Annotated in this window: 19 protein-coding genes; 9 read left to right on the top strand and 10 right to left on the bottom strand. The window is 59.7% G+C overall.

Annotation, left to right across the window (positions count from 1 at the left end; genetic code table 11):
* Window positions 1-39 precede the first annotated feature (39 nt).
* The 3 genes from ACQCS0_RS14125 to ACQCS0_RS14135 all read left to right on the top strand — a co-directional run bounded on the left by ACQCS0_RS14125 (window position 40) and on the right by ACQCS0_RS14135 (window position 3,403).
* Window positions 40-1,023, top strand: coding sequence for a GDP-mannose 4,6-dehydratase (locus tag ACQCS0_RS14125; RefSeq protein WP_426938594.1), 984 nt, complete (start codon window positions 40-42; stop codon window positions 1,021-1,023).
* Window positions 1,020-2,042, top strand: a complete 1,023-nt coding sequence (locus tag ACQCS0_RS14130) for a GDP-mannose 4,6-dehydratase (protein WP_426938595.1) — start codon at window positions 1,020-1,022, stop codon at window positions 2,040-2,042. Before ACQCS0_RS14125 ends, ACQCS0_RS14130 begins: the two co-directional genes overlap by 4 nt.
* A 581-nt stretch (window positions 2,043-2,623) precedes the next feature.
* The gene (locus ACQCS0_RS14135) at window positions 2,624-3,403 is read left to right on the top strand and encodes a hypothetical protein (protein WP_426938596.1); all 780 of its coding nucleotides are present in this window, start codon (window positions 2,624-2,626) and stop codon (window positions 3,401-3,403) included.
* A gap of 24 nt (window positions 3,404-3,427) precedes the next feature.
* Here ACQCS0_RS14135 and ACQCS0_RS14140 read toward each other — a convergent pair whose 3' ends face one another.
* A complete protein-coding gene (locus tag ACQCS0_RS14140; RefSeq protein WP_426939794.1) occupies window positions 3,428-4,657 on the bottom strand; it encodes a glycosyltransferase family 4 protein in 1,230 nt (409 codons plus the stop codon).
* Window positions 4,657-5,682, bottom strand: coding sequence for a polysaccharide biosynthesis protein (locus ACQCS0_RS14145; protein ID WP_426938597.1), 1,026 nt, complete (start codon window positions 5,680-5,682; stop codon window positions 4,657-4,659). Before ACQCS0_RS14145 ends, ACQCS0_RS14140 begins: the two co-directional genes overlap by 1 nt.
* A gap of 152 nt (window positions 5,683-5,834) precedes the next feature.
* Between ACQCS0_RS14145 and ACQCS0_RS14150 the strand changes: the two genes are divergently transcribed.
* From ACQCS0_RS14150 to ACQCS0_RS14165, 4 genes are all read left to right on the top strand, one after another.
* Window positions 5,835-6,575, top strand: a complete 741-nt coding sequence (locus ACQCS0_RS14150) for a glycosyltransferase family 2 protein (RefSeq protein ID WP_426939795.1) — start codon at window positions 5,835-5,837, stop codon at window positions 6,573-6,575.
* Entirely contained in the window at window positions 6,575-7,009 is a 435-nt protein-coding gene (locus tag ACQCS0_RS14155; RefSeq protein ID WP_426938598.1) for a DUF2304 domain-containing protein, read from the top strand. The genes ACQCS0_RS14150 and ACQCS0_RS14155 overlap by 1 nt, the downstream gene beginning before the upstream one ends.
* A 150-nt stretch (window positions 7,010-7,159) precedes the next feature.
* Complete coding sequence (locus ACQCS0_RS14160; RefSeq protein WP_426938599.1) at window positions 7,160-9,181, top strand: hypothetical protein; 2,022 nt, start codon at window positions 7,160-7,162, stop codon at window positions 9,179-9,181.
* 268 nt (window positions 9,182-9,449) lie between these two features.
* Window positions 9,450-10,739 carry an ISL3 family transposase gene (locus tag ACQCS0_RS14165; protein WP_426938444.1) on the top strand — a complete coding sequence of 430 codons (1,290 nt, stop codon included), beginning with the start codon at window positions 9,450-9,452 and terminating at the stop codon, window positions 10,737-10,739.
* Between the two features lie 168 nt (window positions 10,740-10,907).
* Here ACQCS0_RS14165 and wecB read toward each other — a convergent pair whose 3' ends face one another.
* The 7 genes from wecB to glf all read right to left on the bottom strand — a co-directional run bounded on the left by wecB (window position 10,908) and on the right by glf (window position 20,147).
* Window positions 10,908-12,059, bottom strand: coding sequence for a non-hydrolyzing UDP-N-acetylglucosamine 2-epimerase (gene wecB / locus ACQCS0_RS14170; protein ID WP_426939796.1), 1,152 nt, complete (start codon window positions 12,057-12,059; stop codon window positions 10,908-10,910).
* Window positions 12,056-13,147, bottom strand: coding sequence for an NAD-dependent epimerase/dehydratase family protein (locus ACQCS0_RS14175; RefSeq protein WP_426938601.1), 1,092 nt, complete (start codon window positions 13,145-13,147; stop codon window positions 12,056-12,058). The genes wecB and ACQCS0_RS14175 overlap by 4 nt, the downstream gene beginning before the upstream one ends.
* 31 nt (window positions 13,148-13,178) lie before the next feature.
* On the bottom strand, window positions 13,179-15,122 hold the full coding sequence (locus ACQCS0_RS14180; RefSeq protein WP_426940225.1) for a DUF6541 family protein: 1,944 nt from the start codon (window positions 15,120-15,122) through the stop codon (window positions 13,179-13,181).
* Window positions 15,123-15,343: 221 nt separating this feature from the next.
* Window positions 15,344-16,069, bottom strand: a complete 726-nt coding sequence (locus ACQCS0_RS14185) for an ABC transporter ATP-binding protein (RefSeq protein WP_426938602.1) — start codon at window positions 16,067-16,069, stop codon at window positions 15,344-15,346.
* Window positions 16,070-16,951, bottom strand: a complete 882-nt coding sequence (locus ACQCS0_RS14190; RefSeq protein WP_426938603.1) for an ABC transporter permease — start codon at window positions 16,949-16,951, stop codon at window positions 16,070-16,072. It lies immediately after the preceding gene.
* Window positions 16,948-18,963, bottom strand: a complete 2,016-nt coding sequence (locus ACQCS0_RS14195; protein ID WP_426939797.1) for a glycosyltransferase — start codon at window positions 18,961-18,963, stop codon at window positions 16,948-16,950. Before ACQCS0_RS14195 ends, ACQCS0_RS14190 begins: the two co-directional genes overlap by 4 nt.
* On the bottom strand, window positions 18,960-20,147 hold the full coding sequence (gene glf / locus ACQCS0_RS14200; RefSeq protein ID WP_426940226.1) for a UDP-galactopyranose mutase: 1,188 nt from the start codon (window positions 20,145-20,147) through the stop codon (window positions 18,960-18,962). Before glf ends, ACQCS0_RS14195 begins: the two co-directional genes overlap by 4 nt.
* Window positions 20,148-20,394: 247 nt before the next feature.
* Here glf and ACQCS0_RS14205 point away from each other — a divergent pair, with 247 nt between their 5' ends.
* Complete coding sequence (locus ACQCS0_RS14205; protein ID WP_426939798.1) at window positions 20,395-24,411, top strand: FtsK/SpoIIIE domain-containing protein; 4,017 nt, start codon at window positions 20,395-20,397, stop codon at window positions 24,409-24,411.
* A 42-nt stretch (window positions 24,412-24,453) separates the two neighbouring features.
* Here ACQCS0_RS14205 and ACQCS0_RS14210 read toward each other — a convergent pair whose 3' ends face one another.
* On the bottom strand, window positions 24,454-24,876 hold the full coding sequence (locus ACQCS0_RS14210; RefSeq protein WP_426939799.1) for a hypothetical protein: 423 nt from the start codon (window positions 24,874-24,876) through the stop codon (window positions 24,454-24,456).
* A gap of 246 nt (window positions 24,877-25,122) precedes the next feature.
* Between ACQCS0_RS14210 and ACQCS0_RS14215 the strand changes: the two genes are divergently transcribed.
* Window positions 25,123-25,371, top strand: a complete 249-nt coding sequence (locus ACQCS0_RS14215; protein ID WP_003804966.1) for a WhiB family transcriptional regulator — start codon at window positions 25,123-25,125, stop codon at window positions 25,369-25,371.
* The last annotated feature ends 68 nt before the right edge of the window (window positions 25,372-25,439 follow it).

Below are 25,439 nucleotides of genomic sequence, written 5' to 3' on the forward strand. Positions count from 1 at the left end.
CTCTGCTTGACTATTCGAACTAAAAGGACATCACCCCCTATGCCTCGTGCGCTTATAACCGGCATCACCGGTCAGGACGGCCTTTACCTTGCAGAGCTGCTGCTCTCAAAGGGTTACGAAGTCTTTGGCCTTATCAGAGGCCAAAACAACCCCAAGTTTGAGCTAGTACAGAGAACGGTTCCGGGCGTGCAGCTGCTCACGGGAGACCTCACCGACGTTTCCTCGCTTGTACGCGTGCTGGCCATTGCCCAACCCGACGAGGTCTACAACCTTGGGGCGATTTCCTTCGTTGCTTACTCTTGGGAAAACGCATCCATGACATCCGATGTCACGGGCAAGGGAGTGTTGAACATTCTCGAAGCTACCAGGCTCTATGCCGGGGAAGACTTGAGTAAAGTGCGCTTCTACCAGGCATCCTCTTCGGAGATGTTTGGCAAGGTTCAACAAGTACCGCAACGGGAAGAGACGCTTCTGTGGCCGCGCTCCCCCTATGGGGTGGCTAAGGTCTTCGGTCATTACATGACTATCAACTACCGCGAGTCCTACGGAATGCACGCCTCAAGCGGAGTCCTTTTCAACCACGAGTCACCCCGCCGCGGCCCAGAGTTCGTTACGCGGAAAGTCTCTCAGGCCGTGGCCAGGATCAAGCTTGGTCTCCAGGACGAGATCGTGCTGGGTAATTTGGACGCCAAACGCGACTGGGGCTTTGCAGGTGACTACGTAGAGGCTATGTGGCTGATGCTTCAGCAGCCCGAGGCCGACGACTACGTGATCTCCACGGGTGTGACTCACTCCATTGAGGAACTTCTGGTGGTGGCCTTCGAAGCCGCAGGACTCGAAGATTGGCGCCGCTATGTCCGCCAGGACCCTAAGTTCATGCGGCCAGCCGAGGTGGATCTCCTCATTGGCGATTCTTCCAAGGCCCATAGCGCCCTGGGATGGAAGCCGAAGGTTTCCTTCAAGGAACTCATAGCCATGATGGTCGAAAACGACTTGATGGAGCAGCGGTTGCTGTCCAAATGACGATCGTGGCCCCGGTACAAGATGAGGCAGCCGTTACCCGAACCGCATTCATAACCGGTGTCTCTGGTCAAGACGGTTATTATCTCGCGCAGCACTTGGTCAACGCCTGCTGGCAGGTGCATGGGATGACCCGATCGGGGGATGCTCCCCAGCAACTGCCTGAGCCGGTAACCGTACACATCGGGGATCTGGCGAACCCGGCGCGGCTCGGCGCCTTGATTGAAGAAGTCCAACCGGACACGATCTTCAATCTCGGCGGCACTAGTTCAGTAGCCGCATCTTGGCGGCAACCGTACGAAACCTCCATCAGCACTGGCGCCGCATCGATCGCACTGCTCGAAGCCGCTTGGCAGTTGCAGGAGCAAAGCGGACGTGACGTAAAGTTTCTGCAGGCGTCCAGCGCTGAGATCTTCGGTAATGCGACTCAAGTCCCGCAGGATGAGCTCACTCCCGTTCGGCCAATCACGCCCTACGGCTCGGCCAAGGCATTCGCGCATCATGCGGTGGGCACCTATAGGGCACGCGGCCTGTTCGCATCCTCAGCAATTCTGTATAACCATGAGTCGCTTCGACGACCGCCGAGTTTCGTAACTCGACGGATCACCCTCGGAGTGGCTGCCATCGCTTTGGGTCTGAAGGATCGCCTGAGTTTAGGCAACCTGGACTCGATCAGAGATTTCGGCTGGGCACCTGATTATGTCGAGGCCCTAGCACGGATTGCCGCAGCGGATCAGGCTGATGACTTCGTTGTCGCGACCGGCGTCTCCCACAGTGTGAAGGAATTTGCGGAAAGCGCATTCGCCGCCGCCGGAATTGGTGACGGGTTGGAGCGGGTCGACCTAGACTCCAGATTCCGTCGACCAGTGGACGCGGCCGAGATGCGTGGCGACTCGAGTAAGATCGCGGCGAAACTGGGCTGGACCGCCACCACCACATTCAAACGCATTGTGCAGACAATGGTTGAGCATGACATCGAGTTTGTCCGCGAACACGGCCTTGCTGCCTTGCCAGCGGACTAGGTTATGCATCGCGGCACAATAGCCGGTGCCCACAAAGTGAAAGTGCCGAATTGACCGATATCTCCCAATCGTCCGAGTTTCTTCCCGAACAGCCAACGGGGCGGGGTGCGAGCATCTCGGGCAAGTCCGCGGCGGGCGTCGGGGGCGCCTCCGTCCTTGCGGCCGCCGCGGGCATCTTGATCCTCTTCGTCACCAGCCACGCTTTATCCCCGGCCGATAACGCTGAGTTTCTATCCTTCTGGGCGGCTCTCTTTTTTGTGTGCGGCGTTCTGGGAGGCATTCAGGCAGAGTCAACAAGGGCGGTCGGCGCTGCCAGGGCGGCGCACGGTTCAGATACTGCCAAAGGCGCCCCCGTTCTCACCTCAGGGCTCATTGTCGGCGCGTCAGCTGCATTGATTGTTCTTCTCCTCTCCCCCCTTCTGGGCACTTATCTGTTCCCGACGGACACAGTGGCGATCGTCGGGGTTCTGGTTGTCACGGCCATCCTGTTCTCATGCCATGCGACCTTAGCGGGCGCTGCACAGGGAAAAGACCAGTGGTCCCTGTTTGCAGGGATGGTTTCACTGGAGGCGGTCCTTCGCTTGACCGCCATTGCGGCTGCCGCCGCCTTAGCCGCACCCCTTGTCGGACTCGAGCTTGCGTGCCTCGCGGCCCTCACGGCCTGGATCGTGGTGGCACTCATCTCGCCGGCTGCCCGGAGTTCTCTCAGATCCCGAGCGGATGTAGGCCTCTGGAGGCTCCTCCAGAACACCGGACATGCACTTCTTTCAGCAGCCTCCTCCGCTTCCCTGATTGTTGCCTTTCCCATCCTGCTGAAGCTCACGACTCCGCAGGCGGACTACGCATTGTCTGCGCCAATCCTCTTGGCCATTTCGCTGACGAGAGCTCCGATCATGGTCCCGCTTCAGGCGTTCCAGGGCGTGGCTTTGGCCGAGATCGTGCGTGATCCTCAGAACGGCTGGCGGGGGCTTAAGAAGCCGCTGGTTGCGCTCGTGGGGGTTGGTGTCCTCGGTGCCGCGGCCGCGTGGTTGGTCGGACCGCTCCTGATGCTCTTCTTCGGTCCCGCTTACAAGGTGGAAGGCTGGGCATTGGCCGCACTGACACTTGCTGCCGTGCTCATGGCGGTTCTAACGTTGCTCGGCACCGTCGTCATCGGTTTGGGCAATCATCGTGCGTACTCCGCAGGCTGGCTGTCCGCGACGGCAGTCGCAATCGGACTGCTCCTGCTGCCAGCGGGCGTCGAGATCCGCAGCATCCTCAGCTTGGGGCTGGGACCTCTCGCCGGCATTGCCGTTCACGCTATGGCAATCGCCGCAATCGTTCGTAACCGTCGGGGATCCGCAGTCCAGCCCGATCACTGAGCCGGCAAGAGGTTATGTCCAGCCTTAGCCCAAAACGAATTCCCTAAGGCGACCGAGCACGATGCTTCTCTCGAGGTTAGCGAAATGGTACGTCTTGCCTCGAGCGCCCAGTTCCTCGCGCTCCTCCCGCGTCATGCGGTAGAACGCCTTAACATTTTCTGCCAAAGCCGTCGAATCGCCTGCAGGCCCAACGAGCCCACACTGGGCAGCATCCTCGACCAGTGAACGAACCTCGCCGTCCATAGCAAGGGCGAGCGGCCGGCCCGAAGCGATGTACGACATGACCTTTGCCGGTATCGTCGCTTCAAGCAGTTCGCTTCGGACCAGGCAACCGACCAGCACGTCAGCCAGAGTCGTATATTTGGGGATGTCGGTGACGGGATGGTGGCCTTCGAAGCGGAACACGTCTTCCAAGCCGCGCCGTGCGACTTCAAGTTCCACCTGGCGTCGACTCATGCCATCGCCGACGATCACCCATGTTATGGCCAGTCCCTCAGACTTGAGCCGTTCAGCAGCATCGATAATAGTATTAAATGACTGTGCCGGACTGATATTTCCGGTGAATACAGCCTTGAAGCCAGCACCTAAATGCTCGGCTAGGTCAGTGTCGAGAATTTCCTCTTCGTATAGGCTTTCACAGGCTTGAGGCACAACAGTAATTCGATCGTCGGAAATACCGGTGATTCCTCTAATCTTCGAGCGCATTTGCTCGGAAAGAACAATAATTTTGTCAGGCTGACGATAATGCCAGTGCGAGACCTTTTCGGCCAGACGTCGCAGCGTCTTGTTTTTTAAGTCCAAAACCGAAAATAAATTCTCCGGCCACAAGTCGAGCACATACATCGTCGACTCTATTCCGCGAATCTTCGAAAGTAGGATTCCGGCAATTGACATCATTACTGGTGACAGCTGGTACAGAAATATCTTGTCGTACTTACCAAAAAGAAGACGCGGCAGATGCAGAAGGCTGCCCAGCGGAAAAGAAACATAATTCAGGAAAATTCGCATACTGGAATTGTTGCCGCGAGGTATCTCGAGCGCGCGGTAGACCTTGATTCCATTATGATCTTGTCGGAACGGACCACGGAACGAGTAGCCTGGAAAGAGTTCGCCGCGCGGATAATTAGGAAGTCCACAAAGAACCTCAACGTCTAAATCGTTTTCGACAAAATAATCACATATGTCGTTTATGCGGAAACCCTCTGGCCAGAAGTGCTGACCGACCACCAATATCTTAGGTTTTTGTTGCCCCACTACGATGCCGACGAAATTGAGGGAAGCAACGACTTCAGGTAGTCGGTGGTTTTGATCTTCTCGATGATCTGGTCCACTGTGAGCTGGTGCGTGTTATGCGATGTGTACTCCTCGAGGGACTCACTAACGACGTCACCGGACTCGACAAATTTTTCGTAGTTGAGGTCGCGCGTATCCGCAGGAACGCGGAAGTAACCGCCCAAATCTTCGGACTTAGCCCGTTCCTCGCGGGTTAGAAGCGTCTCGTGCGCCTTTTCGCCATGCCGCGTACCAATCACATTTACCTCGGCATCGGACTGGAACAGGTGCTTCATCGCTAAAGCCAAGTCCCCCACCGTCGATGCATCAGCTTTTTGCACGAACAAGTCGCCTTGGTTGGCGTTCTCAAAAGCAAACAGAACTAGATCGACGGCCTCGTCCAGATTCATCAGAAAACGAGTCATGTGGGGGTCCGTGACAGTAAGCGGCTTGCCCTCACGTATCTGGTCTGCGAACAGAGGGATAACAGAACCTCGTGAAGCCATGACGTTACCGTACCGGGTGCAAGAAATCAGGGTGTCAGAAGCATCGACATTACGCGACTTCGCGATTACGACTTTTTCCATCATGGCCTTCGACGTACCCATGGCGTTGATGGGATAAGCCGCTTTGTCTGTAGAAAGACAGACGACTTTCTTGACCTTGGCGTCAATTGCAGCGGTCAGGACATTGTCGGTTCCCAGGACGTTAGTCCGGACTGCCTCCATAGGAAAGAATTCACACGATGGCACCTGCTTGAGGGCCGCTGCGTGAAATATGTAGTCCACTCCGCGGACCGCTTCACGTACACTCTCAATATTGCGCACATCACCTATATAGAATTTTAGTTTCTCGTTGCTGTACTGCTTCCTCATGTCATCCTGCTTCTTCTCATCCCTCGAGAAGATTCTGATCTCCTTTATGTCGGTATGGAGGAAGTGCTTCAGGACAGCATTCCCGAACGACCCTGTGCCTCCGGTAATCAAAAGTGTCTTGTTCTTGAACAATTCGTCTCCTAGGTAAGCGGGTGGTTACGGCTTCGAACACGGCTGCAACCGTTAGATGATATCAGCGAGTCCCTAGGCGGCCACATGGCGGACCGTCGACCAACCTGCGGGCTGAATTCGGATTGGAAGTGTTTCGGCGTAGAATCTCAAGCATGCTTAGCCCACAATCCCGCCGAGTTCTAGTGATCATGCCCGCCTGGAACGAGGGGGAAACAGTCGGTGACACGGTTGCTGAGGTCCACCGTCTCAACGAAGGATACGACGTCCTGGTCGTCGACGATGGGTCGAAGGACGCGACAGCGGCGGTGGCAGCAACTGCCGGTGCCACGGTACTTCGATTGCCGTTTAATATGGGTGTCGGCGGGGCGATGCGCGCCGGCTTTAAGTACGCCGACCGCCACAGCTACGACGCCGTCATTCAAGTTGACGCCGACGGCCAGCACGACCCCCGTGAAATTGCCTCCGTTTTGGCCGGCCTTGATACCGCCGATATATCCATCGGTGCACGGTTTGCAGCCAAAGGTGACTACAAGGTCTCAGGTCCGCGCCAATGGGCGATGGTTTTCCTTGCCGCCGTCATCTCGCGGCTAGCGCGGACCAAGCTCACGGATGTCACTTCGGGGTTCCGCGCTGGGAACAGGCGGGCGATTGCGCAATATCTTGATCACTATCCGGCGGAGTACCTCGGCGACACGATCGACTCACTGGTAGTTGCTGTCAAGTCTGGCTGCAAGGTCACCCAAATTCCGGTTGCGATGCGCCCTCGCCAAGGCGGCACCCCGAGCCACAATCCAGTGAAGTCAGCGGTCTATCTGTTGCGGTCCGTCTTTGCCCTGCTCTTTGCGGTGACTAGAAGCCGCTCCAGAATTGTTGTCCAGGAAGGTACGGTCTGATGGGGAACACGCTCGCTGCCTTTGTTTTCGCTGCGGTCATGGTGGGCATAGTTCTGGAGCTCGTCCGCCGGAAGATTTTTCGTGAAAAGTACGCCGCACTGTGGCTGATCATCGGCGCCAGCGCCTTGGTCCTTGCAGGCTGGCCGGACCTCCTCAACAGTGTCAGCAAGCTCCTTGGGATACAGGTCGCGTCCAATCTTCTGTTTGCGATGTGTATCGTTCTAATACTCGGAGTCTGTCTGCATCTTTCCTGGGAACTCTCCGTGGTTGAAGACGAGAATCGAACGTTGGCTGAAGAAGTCGCAATCCTGCGCGCATCCGTTGAACGGTTGGAAGTAGACTTCCAGCGCGTTCCCCGCCTCGCCCGGCAGACGGGAGAGCCCACATCCGTCGGGCTCGAAGGGCCATCCGCGCCGTGTCCCTCCGACGAATGAGCTGACCGCCCGCAGTTGCCGGGTAGAGGCCTCAGCGTAGAATTAGGTGTCCAACTTGTTTCACCACGTAACCCTGCGCAGTTTCGGGCCGTGGAATGACGAAGTCGTGAACTTCAGGGAAAGCCGGCTGACCACGACCACTAAGGAATCATGCTCAGCCCTGAAATACATGCTATTGACACAGTCGCAGCCGACAACGTCTCGACCTGGCGTCGGCGGCGCCAACCGAAGCGTTCGGGCGCAACGGTTCCGGTATACCTAGGAACCGTCCTGGCCGCCGCGCTAATCGCGGCTGTCGTCATTACCCGGAACGCTGGGGGATTAACTGGTTGGGGGTTCGGCCCGGTCCTTGGCCTGGTGTTGATAATGATCCCGATCTCTCGAAGCTTGTCCCTGCGCATAGTCTTTTCTGTGGTGGTACTGGCTGGAACGGCGCCGATCATGTGGTGGTTATCGGGCCCGGTTCCGGGGCTAGACCGCGGCACAGTCGTACTGGCCCTCGCAGCGGCCGCTCTGACGGCCACTGCCAGCTATTGGCTGCTGACACGGCGACCAGTTCGAGCGTTCCTTCCGCAACTGCATGCAGTCGACGGACTTCCGGTCCTCTCGGCGGTCGCTTCCCTGTGGGTGGTGCAGGGCTTCGTCACTGTCCGCTCGGTCGAGCAAGCACTGCACTTGCTCACCCAGTCCTGGGATTTCGCTCCGCACTTCAATATGTACAACATGATTCGCAACCATGGTGCTGTCTTAGCAGTGCTCCCAGCATCGCCCGACGGCGGACCTTGGTCTGCAGCAACGTATCCTCAGGGATTCCACGCTTTAGTCGCCACGCTGGCTGAAGTGGTCGCCGGAGGTCGGGCTGGGGACGTGGGGCAGGAAGTTGTGCTTTTCTGTCGGTTAGTCGGAGTTGTCACCGTTCTCGGGACTGTCTTGGTTGTTGCAGGCCTGACGGCTTTACCGGTGTTTCGCCGGAACTTTTTTGTAACACTGCCGCTGGTTGCCATTGTGGCTACCGCATGGGTTGTAGGCCCCGGCGCCATCCCTGTCTTCGGTGCGTTTCCCAATTTTGGCCTTGGGATAGCACTTTGCATCGCTTGCATAGCCATCGTTCAGCTTAGGCGTGTCATCCACCCGGCGCTCGGATCCTCCATACTGATGCTCGCGTTGGTCGGTGTAGCCCACGGATGGATTCTCCTCCTCTTGCTTTGCCTTCCTAGTGTTGTTGTCTATTGCTGGCACTTATTTTTGCATCGGAAGCAGATCGGACGCGGCGTCTGGCTTTTCCACGCCGTGTTGGTCTCGCTTGGGGGTGCAGCCTTTATTGCTGCGATCTGGCAGGTGCGAAGTATGTCAGCGGGGGAAGTCCTCACGACGACGGGCGGCATAGCCCTGGCGGACACGGGAGTGGCCGTACTCTGCGTCGTCGCTAACGCCCTCGTGGCCTTGGCGTTTTACTCCCGAAGAAAGGTCGGCTCAGCTGAAGCCCGGCACGGAACCCTGACTTCCCTGCATGTTCTAGCCACTCCCCTCTTCGCCGCGGCACTGCTGTTATGTCTGGCCGTCTTCCAACTCACGCAGGCAGGTGCCTTAACCTACTATTTTCACAAATCTTTCCTCGCCGTCGAGATTCTCGCCATCGTCTGTACCGTCATCGGTGCTGCCGAACTCTGGTCTCCGCTCCTTGTGGCAAGGATTCGCAGGAAGGCTTTTGTTGCAGCCTCACTGCTCACATCCCTGGGTGCCACACACTTCTTTGGCCTGCCCTTTACGGGCCTGAGCGAGCAAGGCCTGAAGCCGACCGCGCACGGGTCGAGTGCTCTGTTACAGCAGAGCGCGTCGCTTGCCGGCCCAACTCCTCCGTTGGTCTCGAAACTTGCGCAGGTGGCCCGGATCAAACAGGAGCGGACCTTCATATATGTGGGCTTCAACGACTACTTTGATCCGATGTTGGCGGCCCAGTGGTCGCTGACTTTGCAAGGTAAATGGACGAATAAGGTCGAACCCGCGATTCCCCTGGTCCGGCCTATGTACCAGGGCCCTTCGAAAGTTCCCGAGGCCATCAGCGGAATCCTCGACACCATGCCTGACTTGGACGTCGTAGTTGATCAGGGTCTAGTCCCCGAGTTGCGTGCTGCATTTCCGCAACATGCTTCCAGGATCATCACCTACTAGTTGCAGCACATGCGGCCAGGTGGCAGACACACTTTGCAGCGAACTTTCAACTCGTCACATCACGTCAACAGCGGGCTCGCAGAGCCCGACGTGCAACGCGTGACCAGATCCTAGGGCAGTCTCCCACTGGTGGCTGCTTGGAGCACAGCGACAACGTGGCTCTTCACGGTTCCCGGGGAAATAGGTTCGTGTTGTAGCAAGCAGAGGACTCGTGGTCCTGCTGGGATGAGTGTTACTACGCATTCAACCTGAACAGGAACCACGAGCCTTGTTAGAGCCTACTGGGGCTGGCCATGACGCTGCCAGCTTGATCTTCAACCTGCCCGATTACCGAGTCGCCGGCACCGTCCTGCTCCCGGGCGGGATCCGCCACGTCACCGTGGAGTCCACGTTCCCGCCGGGCTGCCCGAGCTGCGGAGTGATCGCTTCCCGGGTCAAGGAGCGCCGCTGCCAGAAGCTGCGTGACATCCCGGTCGCCGGTGCGGTAGTGCTCCTGTGGGACAAGCGGCGCTGGTTCTGTGACGAGTACCTGTGTGAGCGGAAATCGTTCTGTGAGGCGACACCCCAGGTCCCGCGCCGGGCGCGCTCCACACGCCGGCTCCGGGAGACACTGGTGGACGCGGTCATCACCTCGGGACGGGCCGTGTCCGAGACAGCCCTGGCGTTCGGGATCTCGTGGTGGCTGGTCCAACAGGTCATCGGTGACGCCGCTCTCCGCCTGCCTGACGTGGACCTCCTGGCGCCGAGGATGCTGGGGATCGATGAGCACCGGTATCGGTCCGTGCGGTTCTTCCAGGACCCTGCCACAAAGGCGTGGACCCGGTACGAGCCGTGGATGACCACGATCGTTGATCTGGACACCGGGCAGGTCCTGGGCATCGTGGATGGACGGGACCACAAGGGCGTCGGGGACTGGCTCTTCGCCCGGCCCCTTGAGTGGCGGCTCGGGGTTCAGGTCGTCGCAATCGACCCGTCCGCGGCGTTCCGGAAGGCGCTGCGGATGTGGCTGCCACGCACGGCGGTCTCGGTGGATCTTTTCCACGTGACGATGTTGGCCAACGACATGCTCACCACCGTCCGGCAGGGCCTTTCCCAGCAGGTCCGGGGCCGGCGGGGCAGGGCCACGGACCCGGCGTGGGCGAACCGGATGCTGCTGCTGAAAGCCGAGGAGAACCTGTCAGAACGGGCCCGGCACCGGCTGGCCGGCTTCTTCGCCGCCGATGATCCGACCGGCAGCCTCGAGGCCGCCTGGCAGGTCAAGGAACAGCTCCGCACGCTGCTGAACACCAGCTCCCTTGAAGACGCGGGTGCGGCCAAGGACGCGCTTGCTGACCTCGTGGCACGCGCCGCGATGCCGGAAACAAACAGGCTCTACCGGACCGTGTGCCGTTGGTGGGCCGAGATCGAAGTGCTCATCGTCACCGGTGCAACCACCGCCAAAGTAGAAGCCAACAACACGGCAATAAAACATATCAAGCGAACCGCGCGCGGCTATCGAAATCCGGACAACTACAAATCGCGTATCCTCTTGAGAAGTGCGGCCCGAATGGCAGCATGAGCATTCATCTCAGCAGACCATTCCCCGGGAACCGTGAAGAGCCGACAACGTCGACGGCTGTCGCAAACACGACTAGACGGAAACAGGACTGCCTGTTGCCTCACGTCAACCGCCGCAACACAAAAACCGCTCCGGATAGCCGGAGCGGCTTTGCGTTGCAGCAAGTGGTCACCTAGCGATGTTGACGAAAATTCCTGTGCGCTGATGATGGGTGTGGGCTGTGGAACGTATGAAGTTCACTGCCCTCCTCGACGTATCACTGATCTGGTAGTCGACCGGGATACCAGGCCGGCCATCCGTCTCGTACTGATCCAGAACCATATCGATGGCGTCGACTATGGCTTCTGCCTTCACTCCTGTAGTGATTATGGCGGCCGTGTCCAAAGATTCAGGACGCTCGATTGCATCCCTCAACGTCACTGCCGGGAAGCCCAGCAACGAAGATTCTTCGCTGATGGTTCCGCTGTCCGAAAGCACCAGTTTGGCCTCCTGCTGGAGCCGTATGTAGTCGTTGAAGCCGAACGGCGGGTGGAAACGCAAGCCGCGCTTGAGTTCTTCGGGCTGATCCTCCAACCGTTTGCGGGTCCGAGGATGGGTTGAGACGAGGACAGGAAGATCATGCCGTTCGCTGACCGTTTGAAGCGCCTTGAGAATCTCCGTCAATCGCTCCGGACTGTCGACGTTTTCTTCACGGTGCACGCTCACCATGAAGTAACCGCCAGAAGTTAGATCCTGCTTCTGAAGGATTTCGCTGGCCGCGATGGCGTCGGCATTTCCGGATAACACCTCCTTCATCGGCGACCCAGTGAGCAGAATCCTTGACGGATGAAGCCCCTCGGCGAGCAGATTCCGTCGAGCATGCTCGGTGTACACGAGGTTATAATCTGCTACGTGATCGACCAACCGACGGTTCGTCTCTTCGGGAACATTTTCGTCGAAACACCGGTTACCCGCTTCCATGTGGTACACGGGGATGCGAAGGCGTTTAGCCATCAGCGCCGAAATACAGCTATTGGTGTCGCCCAAAACAACCATGGCATCCGGCTTCTCGGCCAATAGCACCTGCTCAGTCTTGGCGAGGATGGACCCTAGGACGGCACCCAACGACGTTGTGTCCGCTTCCAAGAAGTGATCCGGCCTCCTGAGACCCAGATCCTCAAAAAAGACCTCATTCAACTCATAGTCGTAATTTTGGCCCGTGTGGACGAGGATGTGATCGGTGCTACGGTCAAGCCGTCGAATTGTAGCCGCCAAACGAATAATCTCTGGCCTAGTGCCTACAATGGTCAGTACTTTTAGCCTGCGGCCAGCGTCGGTCATACTTCCTCCGGGAAGGTATCGGGAGAGCTTGGGTCAAATATCTCGTTGATCCAGAACATAGTGTAGAGCTCATCGGGTCCTGTATTTGTGATCTTATGTGACCACATCGTTGGCATATCGAGGGCTACAGGATTTGTGCCCCCTACCGGAAACGTCAATACGTCATCGGAAAAAAGCTTCCGCATGGAAATTTCGGCCGTTCCTGAGAGGACCGTAAACCGTTCGATTTTGCGGCGATGATAGTGCTGCCCTCTGGTCACGCCGGGCACAGTGGTCGAAAATGACGACTGTCCTTCACCACCTGCGCTTCTGACTACCTCAAAAAACGCGCCGCGCGCATCTTCTTTCCTATTCAAGGGAATGGGAAGACGATCGCCAATGAGGAATGACCGGTAGGTATTGAACAAATCGCGCTCAAACGAATTGGAGATATCCGGAATAGTACCTGTGGAGTAAGTGCCAGCCATCTCCTGAATGAGCGCAGCGATCTCGCTCACTCGCCGACTTGTGGCGAGTCGAATTGAATCCTCAGGCTCGTGGAGGCCCAGAAGCACCTCGGCCGCGACCTGCGCGTGGAGCAGCAACAGGTCTTTGTCATCCTGGACCTCCAGTTGGCTCCCCTGGGCGGCTAGCTGGCAGAAAGTGGCCACCACCGAGTTGTAGAAAGGAACGCCGTGCTCGCCGAAAAGGTTCGGCAGCCTGACATCGACGAAACGGGCACCGGCCTGCTCGGCTGCCTGCCGTAAAATGTCCTCGGCTTCTTGCTTGCCCTTGCCGTACGGACTGTCGTTACCCGCCTGAATAGAGTTGGCGTAAACCACCGTGGGTGGCTTCGTTGATGCCTGCCCCAATGCGGTGGCCAGCTGCTCAGCGAACCGAACGTTCCCCTGTCTGACATCATCGTCCGAGCCACGGTTCACTCCCGCTACGTGCACCAGCATGCTCGCACTGCCCAGAGCGGCAACCGCGGAGTCGACATCAAATTTGTCGCCTAGCGCCAACGCCTCAGTCTGCTTGCCAAGGCTCTCCGCCAGTACCCGTATGTGCCATCCGAGGAAACCGCTGCTTCCCGTTAGGACGATCGTCATTCCTGCCTCCCTTTCACCCTTAAACAACTCATTACCCACACGCAGTCAATTTGTAAATTTTCGCTGCCCCTTCGGAATCGATAAGCGTCGCAACTCCTGCCTCCGCAAGGTTGTCCAAGCCCCTGAAACCGTTGTCGCCGCCGTGTACTTCTCGATGACCAAAATCGAGCACATAGGTCAGCTTAAGCCGCTCAACAATCGGGCAGACTGATGGATCCGTTGCAGCGGTATTCAAGGAGGTATACAGCTTCTCTGAGCCAGGGCGCAATTCGCTGAGTATATGGAATTGGATGACTTGACGCCCCGTAAAGGCATATGCCAACGCGCTTCCATTCCACGGATTGCCGATAAGTATCGCGTCTTTCGGGATCTCATTATTAATCCTCGTAAGTAACGACATCTCATCGGCAGAAATCAAAGGCGAGTCTTTCGTCAACTGGTATCCGCCGGCTGCCGAACTGGTGGCTTCACGGACATTTGCCTGCTGAGTGCCCAGCACCAAAAGACTTGCAAATACCAGCCCCGCAACCACGACTACGTAGGGTGGCCTTTTACTGGATCTCACCAGGGACGATTTAGTAGCAAACGGGAATGCGGCAAATGTTGGAACGACAAATCTATCCCAGCCACGGACCGCTCCTACAACACCAAGCGGCAGGATAACCCCTGGCAGCAGCGATGCAAGACGTGGTGGATCGTTGTACCACACACCAGTGAAGAACGTCCGCATCTCACCAAACGGGAAGGACGCAACGATGACAAAGAGACCCGAAGTAATTACGTACATTCCAACGAGCCAGATGTGGCTGCGCCGCCGGATCAGAGAGATGAGTCCAGCCACGGCCAGGACCATCACAACCCACGAAACAGACCGACCAATTGTGGCACTAGCAATTACTTCCCCGAACGCCCTGGCGGTCGTTTCGACCGGGGGCCAGAACGCCGCTATCTCGGGCGGCCTGATCGTCTTCCAAAGGACAGCAATCATGCCCAGGCCGACCAGGAGCAACAAGATCATCCCTGGCACCATCAAAGGAGATCTGTCGGCCCGCCGCGCCACGGCCAATGTATACCTGGAACAGAGGATCAACAATGGCGCCAGTGACATCGCCACCAGCGCCATAATGCTGCTGGGATGCGCAAGTGCGATACCTGGGAGAACGGAAAGCAACAGGAGCCATGCCACTGGCTTGGATTCAACTGCGCCGTTCGCCAACCCCATCGCCCGAATGGCGAGCCCCACGGCCACTGGCAAGAGTGCGTTGCCTAGGAAGTTCGGGTAAAGGACACCGAAGTCCAAGAGTAGCAAGGGAAATGCACCGAATCCTGCAGACAAGATGCCGGCCGTAACGCTGACGACGACCCGGCTGCCAAGAACCTGGTGAGCCAGGAAAATGCAGCCAAGCGGCCACACCAATGCGCCGATGCCGATGTTAACGACGTTCACTGAGACCGGGATTTCGGAGCCCGTTATGGAGGCAACGAGCGCGACGAGGTCGTGCCAGGCTGCCGGATAAAATCCGCCGCCTGTCATTGAACTCACTGTAATGGAGGAGCCAGATCCAGTGTCGAGAATATAGCGGACTGCGTTCAGGTGAAAGACGTTGTCAAACGTCTGTGAGAACCCCTCCGGGCGGCCGAAGGCCGCAACTAGCCGTCGCCCGATGAGAAATGCGGCGGCAAGCAGCGCAAGCGCATGACCCACACCTACCCACCAATTGATGGAATGGAATCGATAGTCGGGAGCGTGGAACGAGCCGCTGAAACGGGACGCTATGAGCAAAGCAATGGCTGCAATCACCGCGGTTAGCAGCAGAACAGGCAGAAGTGACCATTTCATGTTTGCCAGCGGCGCGAGCAGCGCCGAGACTGCGACAATCGACACCGTGATCGCCGGGGCAATGGCGACCAGCGCCATCCCACGGACTCGACTTGCCCAAGCGACGAGCGCCCCAGGCACAAATAACAACCCCATCGCCACCACGACAAGCGGGCTTACAGACCACCACGACAAGGGAATCCTCCAACTGATCTTAATATGCGAGTGCAACCGACAAGTCACGTCGGTGTCATAGCCGCCCACCGAATCATACGCGACGCTTATAAACCAAGCCTGCGCGCAGGCGCCTGGGCCGCTTTCTTGGCGCCTCCAAAATGCCCCGTCTGACGACCTGGCGTGATGGCGTACGTAACCGCTCAGGCGCGCAGGAGGGCTACAGCCTCGTCAATCGGTCCGTCGAACATCAGGTTTCCGTGCTCCAGCAGAATTCCTCGGGCACAGATGCGGGAAACCAGGTCGAGATCATGGCTGACCACCACGAGTGTCTTGCCGTTCCGTGCCAGGTCCCGGATCTTATCGATGCATTTCCGTTGGAAAGGCTCGTCGCCGACGGCCAAGATCTCGTCGATGAGGAACACCTCCGGGTCGGTGTGGACCGCGACGGAGAATGCCAGCCTCAGATACATGCCAGAGGAGTAGAACTTGACCTCGGTGTCGATAAACTGGCCGATCTCAGAAAACTCGACAATATCGTCGAATCGGTCATTGACCTGTCGCTCAGTCATCCCCAAGATGGCGCCGTTGAGGTACACATTGTCGCGCCCGGAAAGATCGGGGTGGAAACCAGCACCCACCTCAATAAGTCCAGCTACCCGGCCCCGCGTCCTGACCGTACCTGAGTCCGGCAGCATCACTCCTGAGATGTGTTTCAGCAGTGTGGATTTACCGGAGCCGTTCAGTCCCAAGAGCGCGACCGTCTCGCCCGTCTCCACCTCCACCGATACGTTCTTCAGGGCGTGGAATTTCTCGGACAGGTCGCCTTTTCGTCCCTTAGCAAGCCAGACGACGGCTTCCTTGATGGACCGGGTATGCCTCAGCACGAATTGCTTGCTGACGTCAGAGACTTCGATTGCGTTGACCACTCACAACTCCTGCGCGAAGCGGCCCTCGAGCCGCCGAAAAGTGAATTGGCCCAGAACCAGGACCAACAGTGCAATTGCCAGTCCCACAGGTGTCCAGAGGCTGAACAGATTGGGAGGCATGGCAGCGGATCCATCCGTCGTCGGGAACCAGAAGGCATAGTGGAAGAGCTCGACGCCGATCGTCACCGGATTTGCCTGGTAGACGGCGAACGCAGTTGTGCCGAGTTTCTGCTCAACCATGGTCCACGCGTACATCACGGGTGAGGCCCAAGTCGCTACCATCAGCAACATGTCCACGAGGTTTTCAGAGTCGCGGAAGTAGACGTTGGCGGCGCCGAATAACAACCCCAGACCGGTTGCAAGCAAGCCAACAATCGCAAAGCCGGCAACGGCCGCAAGAAGCTGGAAGACGTCTGGGTGCCACCCAGCAAATAAGCAGCCTGCCACCAGCACCACCAGCTGAGGGAAGAAGTGGACAGCCGAGACCCATACGGACGCAACTGGGAATAGCTCGCGCGGAAGATAGATCTTCTTGATCAGGTTGCCGTTGTTGACTATCGACCTGGCCGCATTGCCCAACGCCTCCGAGAAAAAATTGATCAGGACGATGCCTGAAAACAGGTAAACGGCGTAGTTGGACAGCCCCTCAGGGTTCCTCGGACTGCGTTCCAGCCCGAGGAACACACCAAGTGCCACATAGAAAACAATGAACTGCACACCGGGCTTAACGTAGGACCACAGGAGCCCAAGAACGGAACCGCGGTAGCGGACCTTGAGTTCCTTCCGCACCAAAAGTTTCAGCAGAAAGCTGGACTGGCGTAGGTCGCGCAGGCCGCCGCCCAGTCCGGGCGTGGTTAATTCCCCGGGACTTATCCCGCTCACTTGACCTCGTTCTGAGTGTGTCGCTCGAACGTCTTCCTCCAGGATTCAATCGACGTGAGGTCGTTCATTGCTGCCTTGTATTTCCGGCTGAGTTGCGGCCAGTCCTTGAGGAGCTCTGCGTGCAGGCGTGCGCTTTCGGCCAGCATCTTCCGAAGCTGCTTCGGATCCCGCCGGTACCAGGAGGCGCCGGTACCCTCGGCGTTGGACACCACTGCGCTGTCGTACTGGGCCATCCGCCACCAGCGGTTGTCCTGGTGGGCAACAGTCGCCTGCGGCCGCTCGGCGTTCGATCCGCTGACTGGGGACGCGAGCTGCCGGATCATGGTCTTGGCTGCCCATGGCAGGAGCGAGAAGTTGGACGGCTGTGAGATCCCGTGTCCCCTTCGTGGAGGCTTGTCCATTTTCGGGGCGGGGAACTCGTCCGGGTCGGGGCAGAACACAGAATCAGAGTACCCTGACATCATTTCCCGGATCTGGGGCAGCTTGGACGGGAGCAGGTCCCGGAGCGCCTCCGGACCCTTCAGGATGTCCTCAAGGGCCCATCCACGGCCGTGCGCGGTGGCGTACTGCATCGACACCAGGTGCTTGACATCGATGTACTGGGATTCCCGGACAACGCGTCCACCATGTTCATAGGGGCTGTGCAGCAGCGCTGCAACTACCCGGTTACGGGCGTGGAAGTAAGCCTGCCAACCAACCAGATCGTCTTTGTCGATCCAAGACACATGCCAGACGGCTGAACCGGGCAGAGAGACCGTGGGGACGCCATGAGCCTTCGCTCGAAGTCCGTATTCTGAATCGTCCCATTTGATGAATAGCGGAAGGGAGAGCCCGATTTCGCGAATCACCTTCGTCGGAATCAGGCACATCCACCAGCCGTTGTAATCCACATCGCAGCGACGGTGCAGCCAGGACGTCTGGCGGAGGTTTGAGGACATGAAGTCGTGTCCAAGAATCATCTCTTCGTTGGGCAGCGCCGGTTGAAACCGGTATGGGTTCACGACTTCGCCGAACGTATGAAGGACTGTCCGGTTGTACAGGTCGAACATGTGTCCGCCGACAATCGTAGGAGTCTTGCAGCGGTCCGCGAACGTCAGCAGCCTTATGATGCTTTCAGGCTCGACGACGACGTCGTCGTCCATCAGCAGTACGTAGTCGCTGCCATTCTCTACAGCTTCGAACATCCCCCGGGCAAAACCTCCGGAGCCTCCGAGGTTGGACTGGTTGATAATCCGCAGTTTCCCCTGCAGGGAATCCCGGACCTCCCCAAAGCCTTCCGCATCCGCAACCTTCTGGGATCCCTGGTCGACGATCAGGATTTCGTGGACGTGTTCCAGCGCCTCGCCGCTCTCAGCGAGAAGCCGCAAGTTGTTGAGGCAGAAGTCCGTCTTGTTAAGCGTCGTGATCTGCAGCGTCACCGAACCAGGCTGGCTTTCGGCCGCCGGGCCCTGCCATTCCGCGTCCAGCATGACGAGCGGTTCCGAGCCGGCCACGAGATCGAACCAGTACCACCCGCCGTCGCCGAACGGTGCTAGAGACAGTTCGAAGAAATTCTCCGAAATGCCCTCCACCCTGCGGGTGTCCACGCGCTGCAGCGAACCGCGCGCATTCGACTTATAGACGATGACGGATCCGGTCCCTTGCGTGCGCACATGCAGGCGGATCTTCTCAACGCTGGTCCACCGGCGCCAATAGCTAGCAGGAAAAGCGTTGAAGTAGCTACCGAAAGAGACGCGCTCCCCGGACCGGACGGACGTCGAGAAGCGAGACAAAAAGTCCTCAACGTGAGCTTCTTTCGTCGGGCTGCTGAAGGCCTGGGGCTTGCTGGCTTTTCCGTCGCGGTCGCCGACGGTGGGCAGTTGGATACCCGTGGCAGTGCCCATGTCCATGTAGAGGGGCACCGTATCCATCTGGCTGGCACTCGGCAGAATAACCCGCTGGAGCGTATCCCAGCGTTCTTCGTTGGCCTGTGAGCTTTCGGTGCCGTTCGTGCTTTCAGTTGAGACACTCATACGTCTACGCCTCCGCTTTCAAGCTCTGCTCCGCCTTCAAAATGCGGCCGAATCTGGTTGTCAAACATGGTCAGGGCCGAGCCGATGGCCATGTGCATGTCGAGGTACTTGTACGTGCCGAGCCGTCCGCCGAAGAGGACGTCCTTCTCCGCAGCAGCGAGGTCACGGTACTTGAGCAGCCGTTCCCGGTCCGCGGCAGTGTTGATCGGGTAGTAAGGCTCGTCGCCCTTTTCGGCGGCACGCGAGAATTCGCGCATGATGACGGTCTTTTCCGTCTGGTACTCGCGCTCGGGGTGGAAGTGACGGGGCTCAATGATCCGTGTGTAGTCCACCTCGGCGTCGTTGTAGTTGACCACCGACGTTCCCTGGAAATCGCCGACGTCGAGCACTTCCTTCTCGAAGTCGATGGTGCGCCAGGAAAGGTCGCCCTCGGCGAAATCGAAGTAACGGTCAACCGGACCCGTGTAAATCACAGGGATGTTCCCGACAACTTTGTTCTTGCTGTACTCGTGCGATTCGTCGAAGAAGTCGGTGTTCAGCCGGACTTCGATGTTCGGGTGTTCCGCCATCTTTTCGATCCACGCCGTGTAACCGTTCGTGGGCAGGCCCTCGTACTTGTCGTTGAAGTACCGGTTGTCGTAGTTGTAGCGCACCGGGAGGCGGGAGATGATGCCCGCGGGCAGGTCCTTGGGATCGGTCTGCCACTGTTTACCGGTGTAGTGCTTGATGAATGCTTCGTAAAGCGGCCGCCCGATGAGCTGGATACCTTTGTCGTTCAGGTTCTGCGGATCGGTCCCGGCGAGTTCGCCAGCCTGTTCCTGGATCAGGGCCTGTGCCTGTCCCGGCGTCAGGTTGGCCCGGAAGAACTGATTGATGGTGGCCAGGTTGATGGGCAGGGAGTAGACCTCGCCCTTGTGCACGCCATAGACCTTGTGGACGTAGTTGGTGAACGTGGTAAACCGGTTCACGTACTCCCACACACGCTCGTTGGAGGTGTGGAACAAGTGCGCGCCGTAGCGGTGCACTTCGATCCCAGTCTGCTCTTCCTTTTCGCTGTACGCGTTCCCACCGATGTGGTGGCGGCGGTCGAGGACGACCACCTTCAAGCCGAGCTCAGTGGCGGCCTGTTCTGCGATTGTCAGGCCGAAAAAGCCAGACCCTACGATGACGAGGTCAGCGGTCACAAAATCTCCTGGTTCGAATGCGGGCAGCGCAATGTTGCGCATTGTCTGCTGCACCAGCCTACCCGAGACCCCATCGTGACCTACTAATCCAGAGAGCCAGCCGCTATCCACATACGGCCATCCCCCCGCGACGCACTCCAGCCCGACGGCTAGCTTGAAGAAAGAAGCCGACCGTTAGGACTTACACATCATGCCGCTGCACTGCACGCTCGTTCGGAGTCCGGGCGCAACTCTCCAGGAACCTCCCGTGGAGCTGACCATCACGGGTCCGGACGGGGCTGCCGGTGCGGAACTGCAGGCCGCGCTGACGGCAAATTTCGGGACCGGGATTGTGTCTGTCGACAGCCACAACGTCGCTGAGCTCAGGCTCGGACAGCCTCCGCTTGTCAACGGAGCCACGCTCGTCGATGAAGCGGACCTCACGGCGCGCAGGTCACGGCAGCGCACCTCCGAGCCTCCGGCGTCACTGGCCTTGGCGGTCCACAGCGGTGCCGGCGCGGGGAGGGTTGTGCCGCTGCGGCGTGGCACCTACACCATTGGCCGCAGCAATGCCGACATTCTCATCCCCGACGCCGACCTTTCGCGCGCCCACGCACGCCTGGTGGTCACCGAGACTGCCATCACGATTGTTGACCTGGACAGTGCCAACGGCACCGAGGTGGACGGCGAGCGCGTGCAAAATGCCGTGATTTCGACCGGCTCCACCATTCGTTGCGGCAACTCCACAATGTCGTTGGTGTTCCTTGAGCGGTCGCGTGACGGCTTGGCCGACGCGGGGACGGATGTCCACGAGCCGTTGGTTGTCAACCGCCGAGACGATCCCACGAACCGCGCGGCCCTGCTCCTGACGGCTGTGCTACCGGTAGTCATCGGCGTGGGCCTTGCCGTCATGACCGGGATGTGGATGTTCCTGGCCTTCACGGCCGTCTCCGCAATCTCCATCCTGGTGCCGGTGATCGGCGGGCGCCGGCAACGCCGCGAACTCGCTGCCGGGGTCAGGGCCGGTGTCACTCAGGACCAGGAACGACGACGGCGGGCCGCGCCGCCGCTTTCGGACCTGACCATCGGGGGCACAACCGTGGAGGACCCGGCCGGGCCGGTCGCCAACGAGGGCATCTGGCTGAGGCTGGGCCAGGCCATTCAGCCGGCTAATCTCCGGTTTGAGCCCACGGATCCGGGCCGCGCTGTCCCTTCAGCCGGCATGCTGCCACTAACGTTGAGTCCGGCCAGGCCCCTCACCACACTCCGCGGGCCACACGCCGCAATCGACGGGCTGGTGCGCTCACTACTGATGCAGCTCGCTGGCTATCCGCTGGGCCGGAATACCCGGGTGATTATCCATGGCAAGTCGGAGCATCTCCCCCTCGCCGCACGCTTTCTGGACGGCGTCACGCTTTCCTGTCAGTCCAGTACCGTCGGCACACTGCTCGAAGAAGGCTTAGGGCCTGCACCAGGACACGGGCTGCTCCTTCTCTTGGACGGGACGGAGTCCGCGGCCAAGATCACCGCCACCGCCTTGGAGCACGGGTGGCAGGTTATTCATGCCCGCGAAGGCACCGCCGTACCGACAACAGCCGACGTGGAACTCGGTGAACGCTCGTCCGTGTTCAACGGTGCTGACGAAAGCATCAGATTCGCCGCTGATCTGGCGCCCATTGACGTCTTCAACAGATTTTGCCGCGGCCTGGCGCGGGATGAGAACCGGTCCGGCGGCGCAGGACGGACCATCCCCACAGCCTGCCGGCTGGCAGAGCTGCTCCCCCACGCCACGGCTGAAATATCCAGGCGATGGTCCGCGAACAGCAGCCGGCCTGGGCTAGCCGTTCCCATCGGGCGCGGACTTGAGGGTGTCCGTACCCTCGACCTCCAAAACGACGGACCCCACCTGCTGGTCGCCGGCACCACCGGCTCAGGCAAATCCGAACTCTTGCGCAGCCTGACTGTGGCCCTCGCCCTCAGCTACCCACCGGACCGTATCAACTTCCTTTTTGTGGACTTCAAGGGCGGCTCGGGACTCGGACCCCTGATCGGACTCCCTCACTGTGTAGGAATGCTCACCGACCTGAGCAGCCCCGAGCTCGAACGCGCGCTGCATTCGCTCCGCGCCGAGATCAGATTCCGGGAAGTGCGCCTGGCTGCAGTTCAGGCACCGGACCTGACGTCATTCCGGGCGACGGCGGCAGGCCGGGCCTCGCCGCTCCCCCACCTCGTGATTGTCATCGACGAATTCCGAATGCTGGTGGAGGAGGCACCCGAATCGCTCCGGGAGCTCATGAGAATCGCCGCCATTGGCCGTTCCCTGGGCATTCACCTGATCATGGCCACGCAACGGCCCCAGGGGGCGCTGACGGCTGACATTCGTGCCAACGTCACCACCAGTATCGCGTTGCGGGTCCAGTCCGAGATGGAATCGGTGGACATCATCAATTCCAAAGCCGCGGCAGGCATAAGTGTGGATACGCCGGGCCGGGCATATCTGGCCCGCGGAACGGAGGCACCTATGGAGTTCCAGGCCGGATCGCTGACAGCCGGAGCCATCCGGTCTGAACCGGCCGGAGTCTCCGTATGGTTGGCCTCCGAGTACATCGATACCCGCGGCGTACCGGAGGTTTCCGGATCTCCCGGCAGTGATCCGACTCCTGCCGAAGCGACCGCCCCGTTGATAGCTTCCATGACCGGATTGTGGGAGGCCATGAACGGTTCAGCCATCCGGAAGCCGATTGCTGCACCACTCCCCGGGCTCCTCGCCGAACCTGCAGGCTCGCCTACTCGCGAGCCCGCTGATGACAACCACGAAGCTGACCACGACAGTGCACGGGACAACGCCAAGGCCGACGCCGGTGCCACCAGCTGGTCCGTGACGTTCGGCCTGATGGACCTGCCCGCCGAACAGCAGACGGCCCCTTTGACCTGGGAACCTGCCGGCCATGGACACCTGGCGTTTGTCGGCGGACCGGACTCAGGAGTGTCTGAGGCCATCCGGCTGGCAGTCCTCGGTTTGGCATCCCACGCCCGGGAATCCCACTTGTATGCGCTGGACCCGGACAGTTCGTTCGTGGGGTTGGCTTCCCACTGCCGGGTGGGCGCCACGGCAGGACTGCACGAGCTCCGCCGTGCCGTCCGCATCCTGGAGCGTCTGGCCCGGGAGCAATCACTCCGACTGGGACGTCCCGCCGCTGACGACGACACACCGCTCGTGCTGGTGATCGCTGGCTGGGGATCCTGGCTCTCGGCCTTCCGTGCGGGGCCGTTGGCGTGGGCCGAGGACATTCTCCATGACCTTGTCCGGGATGGAAACCGGGCCGGTATCACGGTGATTATCTCGGGACAGCGGGAACTGGTCACTTCCAGATTCTTTGCAGCCGTTCCGAACCGCGTGTATTTCCCGACCGGATCCAGCGACGACAGCCGGATTGCCTGGCCGAAACTGCCTCCGACAGCCCCCGTGGTAGGGAGGGGCGTCGCTGTGGGCGCGCTGTCAGGTGGACGAACTGCAGTCTGCCAGTTCTACACGGCTGCCGGCGCTGAGGCCGCAGATCCTGGGGTAGCCCACGCGCCGGAGCCTTCCCTGCGGCGTCGACCGTTCCGAGTGGAGCCGCTGCCGGCCGTGGTTCCGGCGGCCCGGATCCACGACCGGTCGGCCATTCAGATCCCGGCTGGACTGAAAGGCAGGATCCCACTGGGGCAGCGCGTCCTCCGCATCGGCGTGGGCGGCGACGAACTTGAACCAGTATCCGTCCGGGCGTTTGCGGGTGGAGTGCTGGGCGTGCTGGGCGGCCCTTCGTCTGGCAAGTCGTCTTTTCTCCGGCTCCTGCCAAAGGTCAACCCTGAAGCAGGACCGTGGCTAATGCCGGAGCAGGACGCCGAGCCGGGGGCCTACTGGTCCGGGGTACTGCGCCAAGCCACCACGGGCGGTCTGGAACGGAACTCGGTGGCTTTGGTTGACGATGCGGACCTGTTGCCGCAGGAAGTCAACCGCGACCTTGCCGACCTCAACACGCTCGGAATCACGGTGGTGATGACTGCTGGGTACAGTCCGATACTCGCCCAGCGGCTTCCCCTGGCGCTGCAGGCGCGCAATCTGGGCTGCGGCATCCTGATCGCGCCCCGGACCTTTATGGACGGCGACCTCTTTGGGGTCCGCTTCGAGGCGGATCCCAACCCGCCACCGGGACGGAGCGTTCTCATCCAGAACGGCCGGGCCACTGCCGTCCAGCTGGGCTGGGTACCCCCGGACGGGCTGCTGGGCCGGTTGGCGGCGTAGGAGGTGACCGCTTACGACACCGGCCACTCAACGACAGCCCGCTTACAGCGCCGGGGGCAAACCGCCGGCCCGGGAAGCGTAGCTGATGACGCGTTTGTCGAACAGGAGGACTATGGCCGCAAGTGCCGGCACCACCATGGCGATCCCCGCCCAAATGACCCCGCCGGAAAGGGTCGGGACGCCGATGGTAAGGACAAACAACTGGGCCACCAGCGCCGCTGCCCGCGTCCACCGGCGCCCTCGGACGAGGAAGTGCCCCACCGAATAGAGCCAGGCCGAGAAAGCGAGCAAGAGGACCAGAGTAAACACGGCTCCCCAGAAAGACAGGACCGGCGCACCGGTCAGGAGCTCGTAGGCATACCAGCCAGAGGCAACCAACAGCGCGGTGGCCTCGGCGGCAACAACCAGAGCTATCGCCACAATGCCGCGCGGGCGCGTGGATGGCGACGGATCTGCAGGGTTCATGGGGGGTCTTGACACACTGGCACCCTACCGGAGATAGTCGGACAGTGGCGGGGGTCGGCAATGCCCGTGTGATGTATCGCTCAGCTATCCGGGGATTTCAAGCTGTATTACCCCTTGTTTACACAGCGTTAACATGACAGGGTTGACTGAGATGACCAAGGGGGCCCCTCAGGGCCCTTTTCCTTTGTAGCTACTAGTGAATTATTTCACAAACGGCTTATCCCAGAATTGGAGCAACTGATCAGCATGGATTGGCGTAACCGCGCGGCGTGCCTCGACAAGGACCCGGAACTGTTTTTCCCCGTAGGAAACACAGGGCCTGCGCTCCTCCAGATTGAGGAAGCCAAAAGCGTATGCCGCCGCTGCCCTGTCGTTGACACGTGCCTCCAGTGGGCTCTCGAGTCCGGCCAGGACGCCGGCGTCTGGGGCGGCATGAGCGAAGACGAACGCCGTGCCCTTAAGCGCCGCGCCGCACGCGCCCGCCGCGCCTCCTAGGTTCGGTCCAACCCGGTTCGGTCCCACCGGGCCCAAGCACCAACAGGCTCACACGCCGATGGCCGCAA

Source organism: Pseudarthrobacter sp. S6 (assembly GCF_050156575.1).
Classification (GTDB): domain Bacteria; phylum Actinomycetota; class Actinomycetes; order Actinomycetales; family Micrococcaceae; genus Arthrobacter.

Coding starts and splice junctions, on each gene's coding strand:
- ACQCS0_RS14155 (WP_426938598.1), top strand. CDS start 6,575: ATGGGGAACACGCTCGCTGCCTTTGTTTTCGCTGCGGTCATGGTGGGC.
- ACQCS0_RS14215 (WP_003804966.1), top strand. CDS start 25,123: ATGGATTGGCGTAACCGCGCGGCGTGCCTCGACAAGGACCCGGAACTG.
- wecB (WP_426939796.1), bottom strand. CDS start 12,059: ATGACCGACGCTGGCCGCAGGCTAAAAGTACTGACCATTGTAGGCACT.
- ACQCS0_RS14180 (WP_426940225.1), bottom strand. CDS start 15,122: ATGGGGTTGTTATTTGTGCCTGGGGCGCTCGTCGCTTGGGCAAGTCGA.
- ACQCS0_RS14175 (WP_426938601.1), bottom strand. CDS start 13,147: ATGACGATCGTCCTAACGGGAAGCAGCGGTTTCCTCGGATGGCACATA.
- ACQCS0_RS14125 (WP_426938594.1), top strand. CDS start 40: ATGCCTCGTGCGCTTATAACCGGCATCACCGGTCAGGACGGCCTTTAC.
- ACQCS0_RS14160 (WP_426938599.1), top strand. CDS start 7,160: ATGCTCAGCCCTGAAATACATGCTATTGACACAGTCGCAGCCGACAAC.
- ACQCS0_RS14150 (WP_426939795.1), top strand. CDS start 5,835: ATGCTTAGCCCACAATCCCGCCGAGTTCTAGTGATCATGCCCGCCTGG.
- ACQCS0_RS14195 (WP_426939797.1), bottom strand. CDS start 18,963: ATGAGTGTCTCAACTGAAAGCACGAACGGCACCGAAAGCTCACAGGCC.
- ACQCS0_RS14210 (WP_426939799.1), bottom strand. CDS start 24,876: ATGAACCCTGCAGATCCGTCGCCATCCACGCGCCCGCGCGGCATTGTG.
- ACQCS0_RS14130 (WP_426938595.1), top strand. CDS start 1,020: ATGACGATCGTGGCCCCGGTACAAGATGAGGCAGCCGTTACCCGAACC.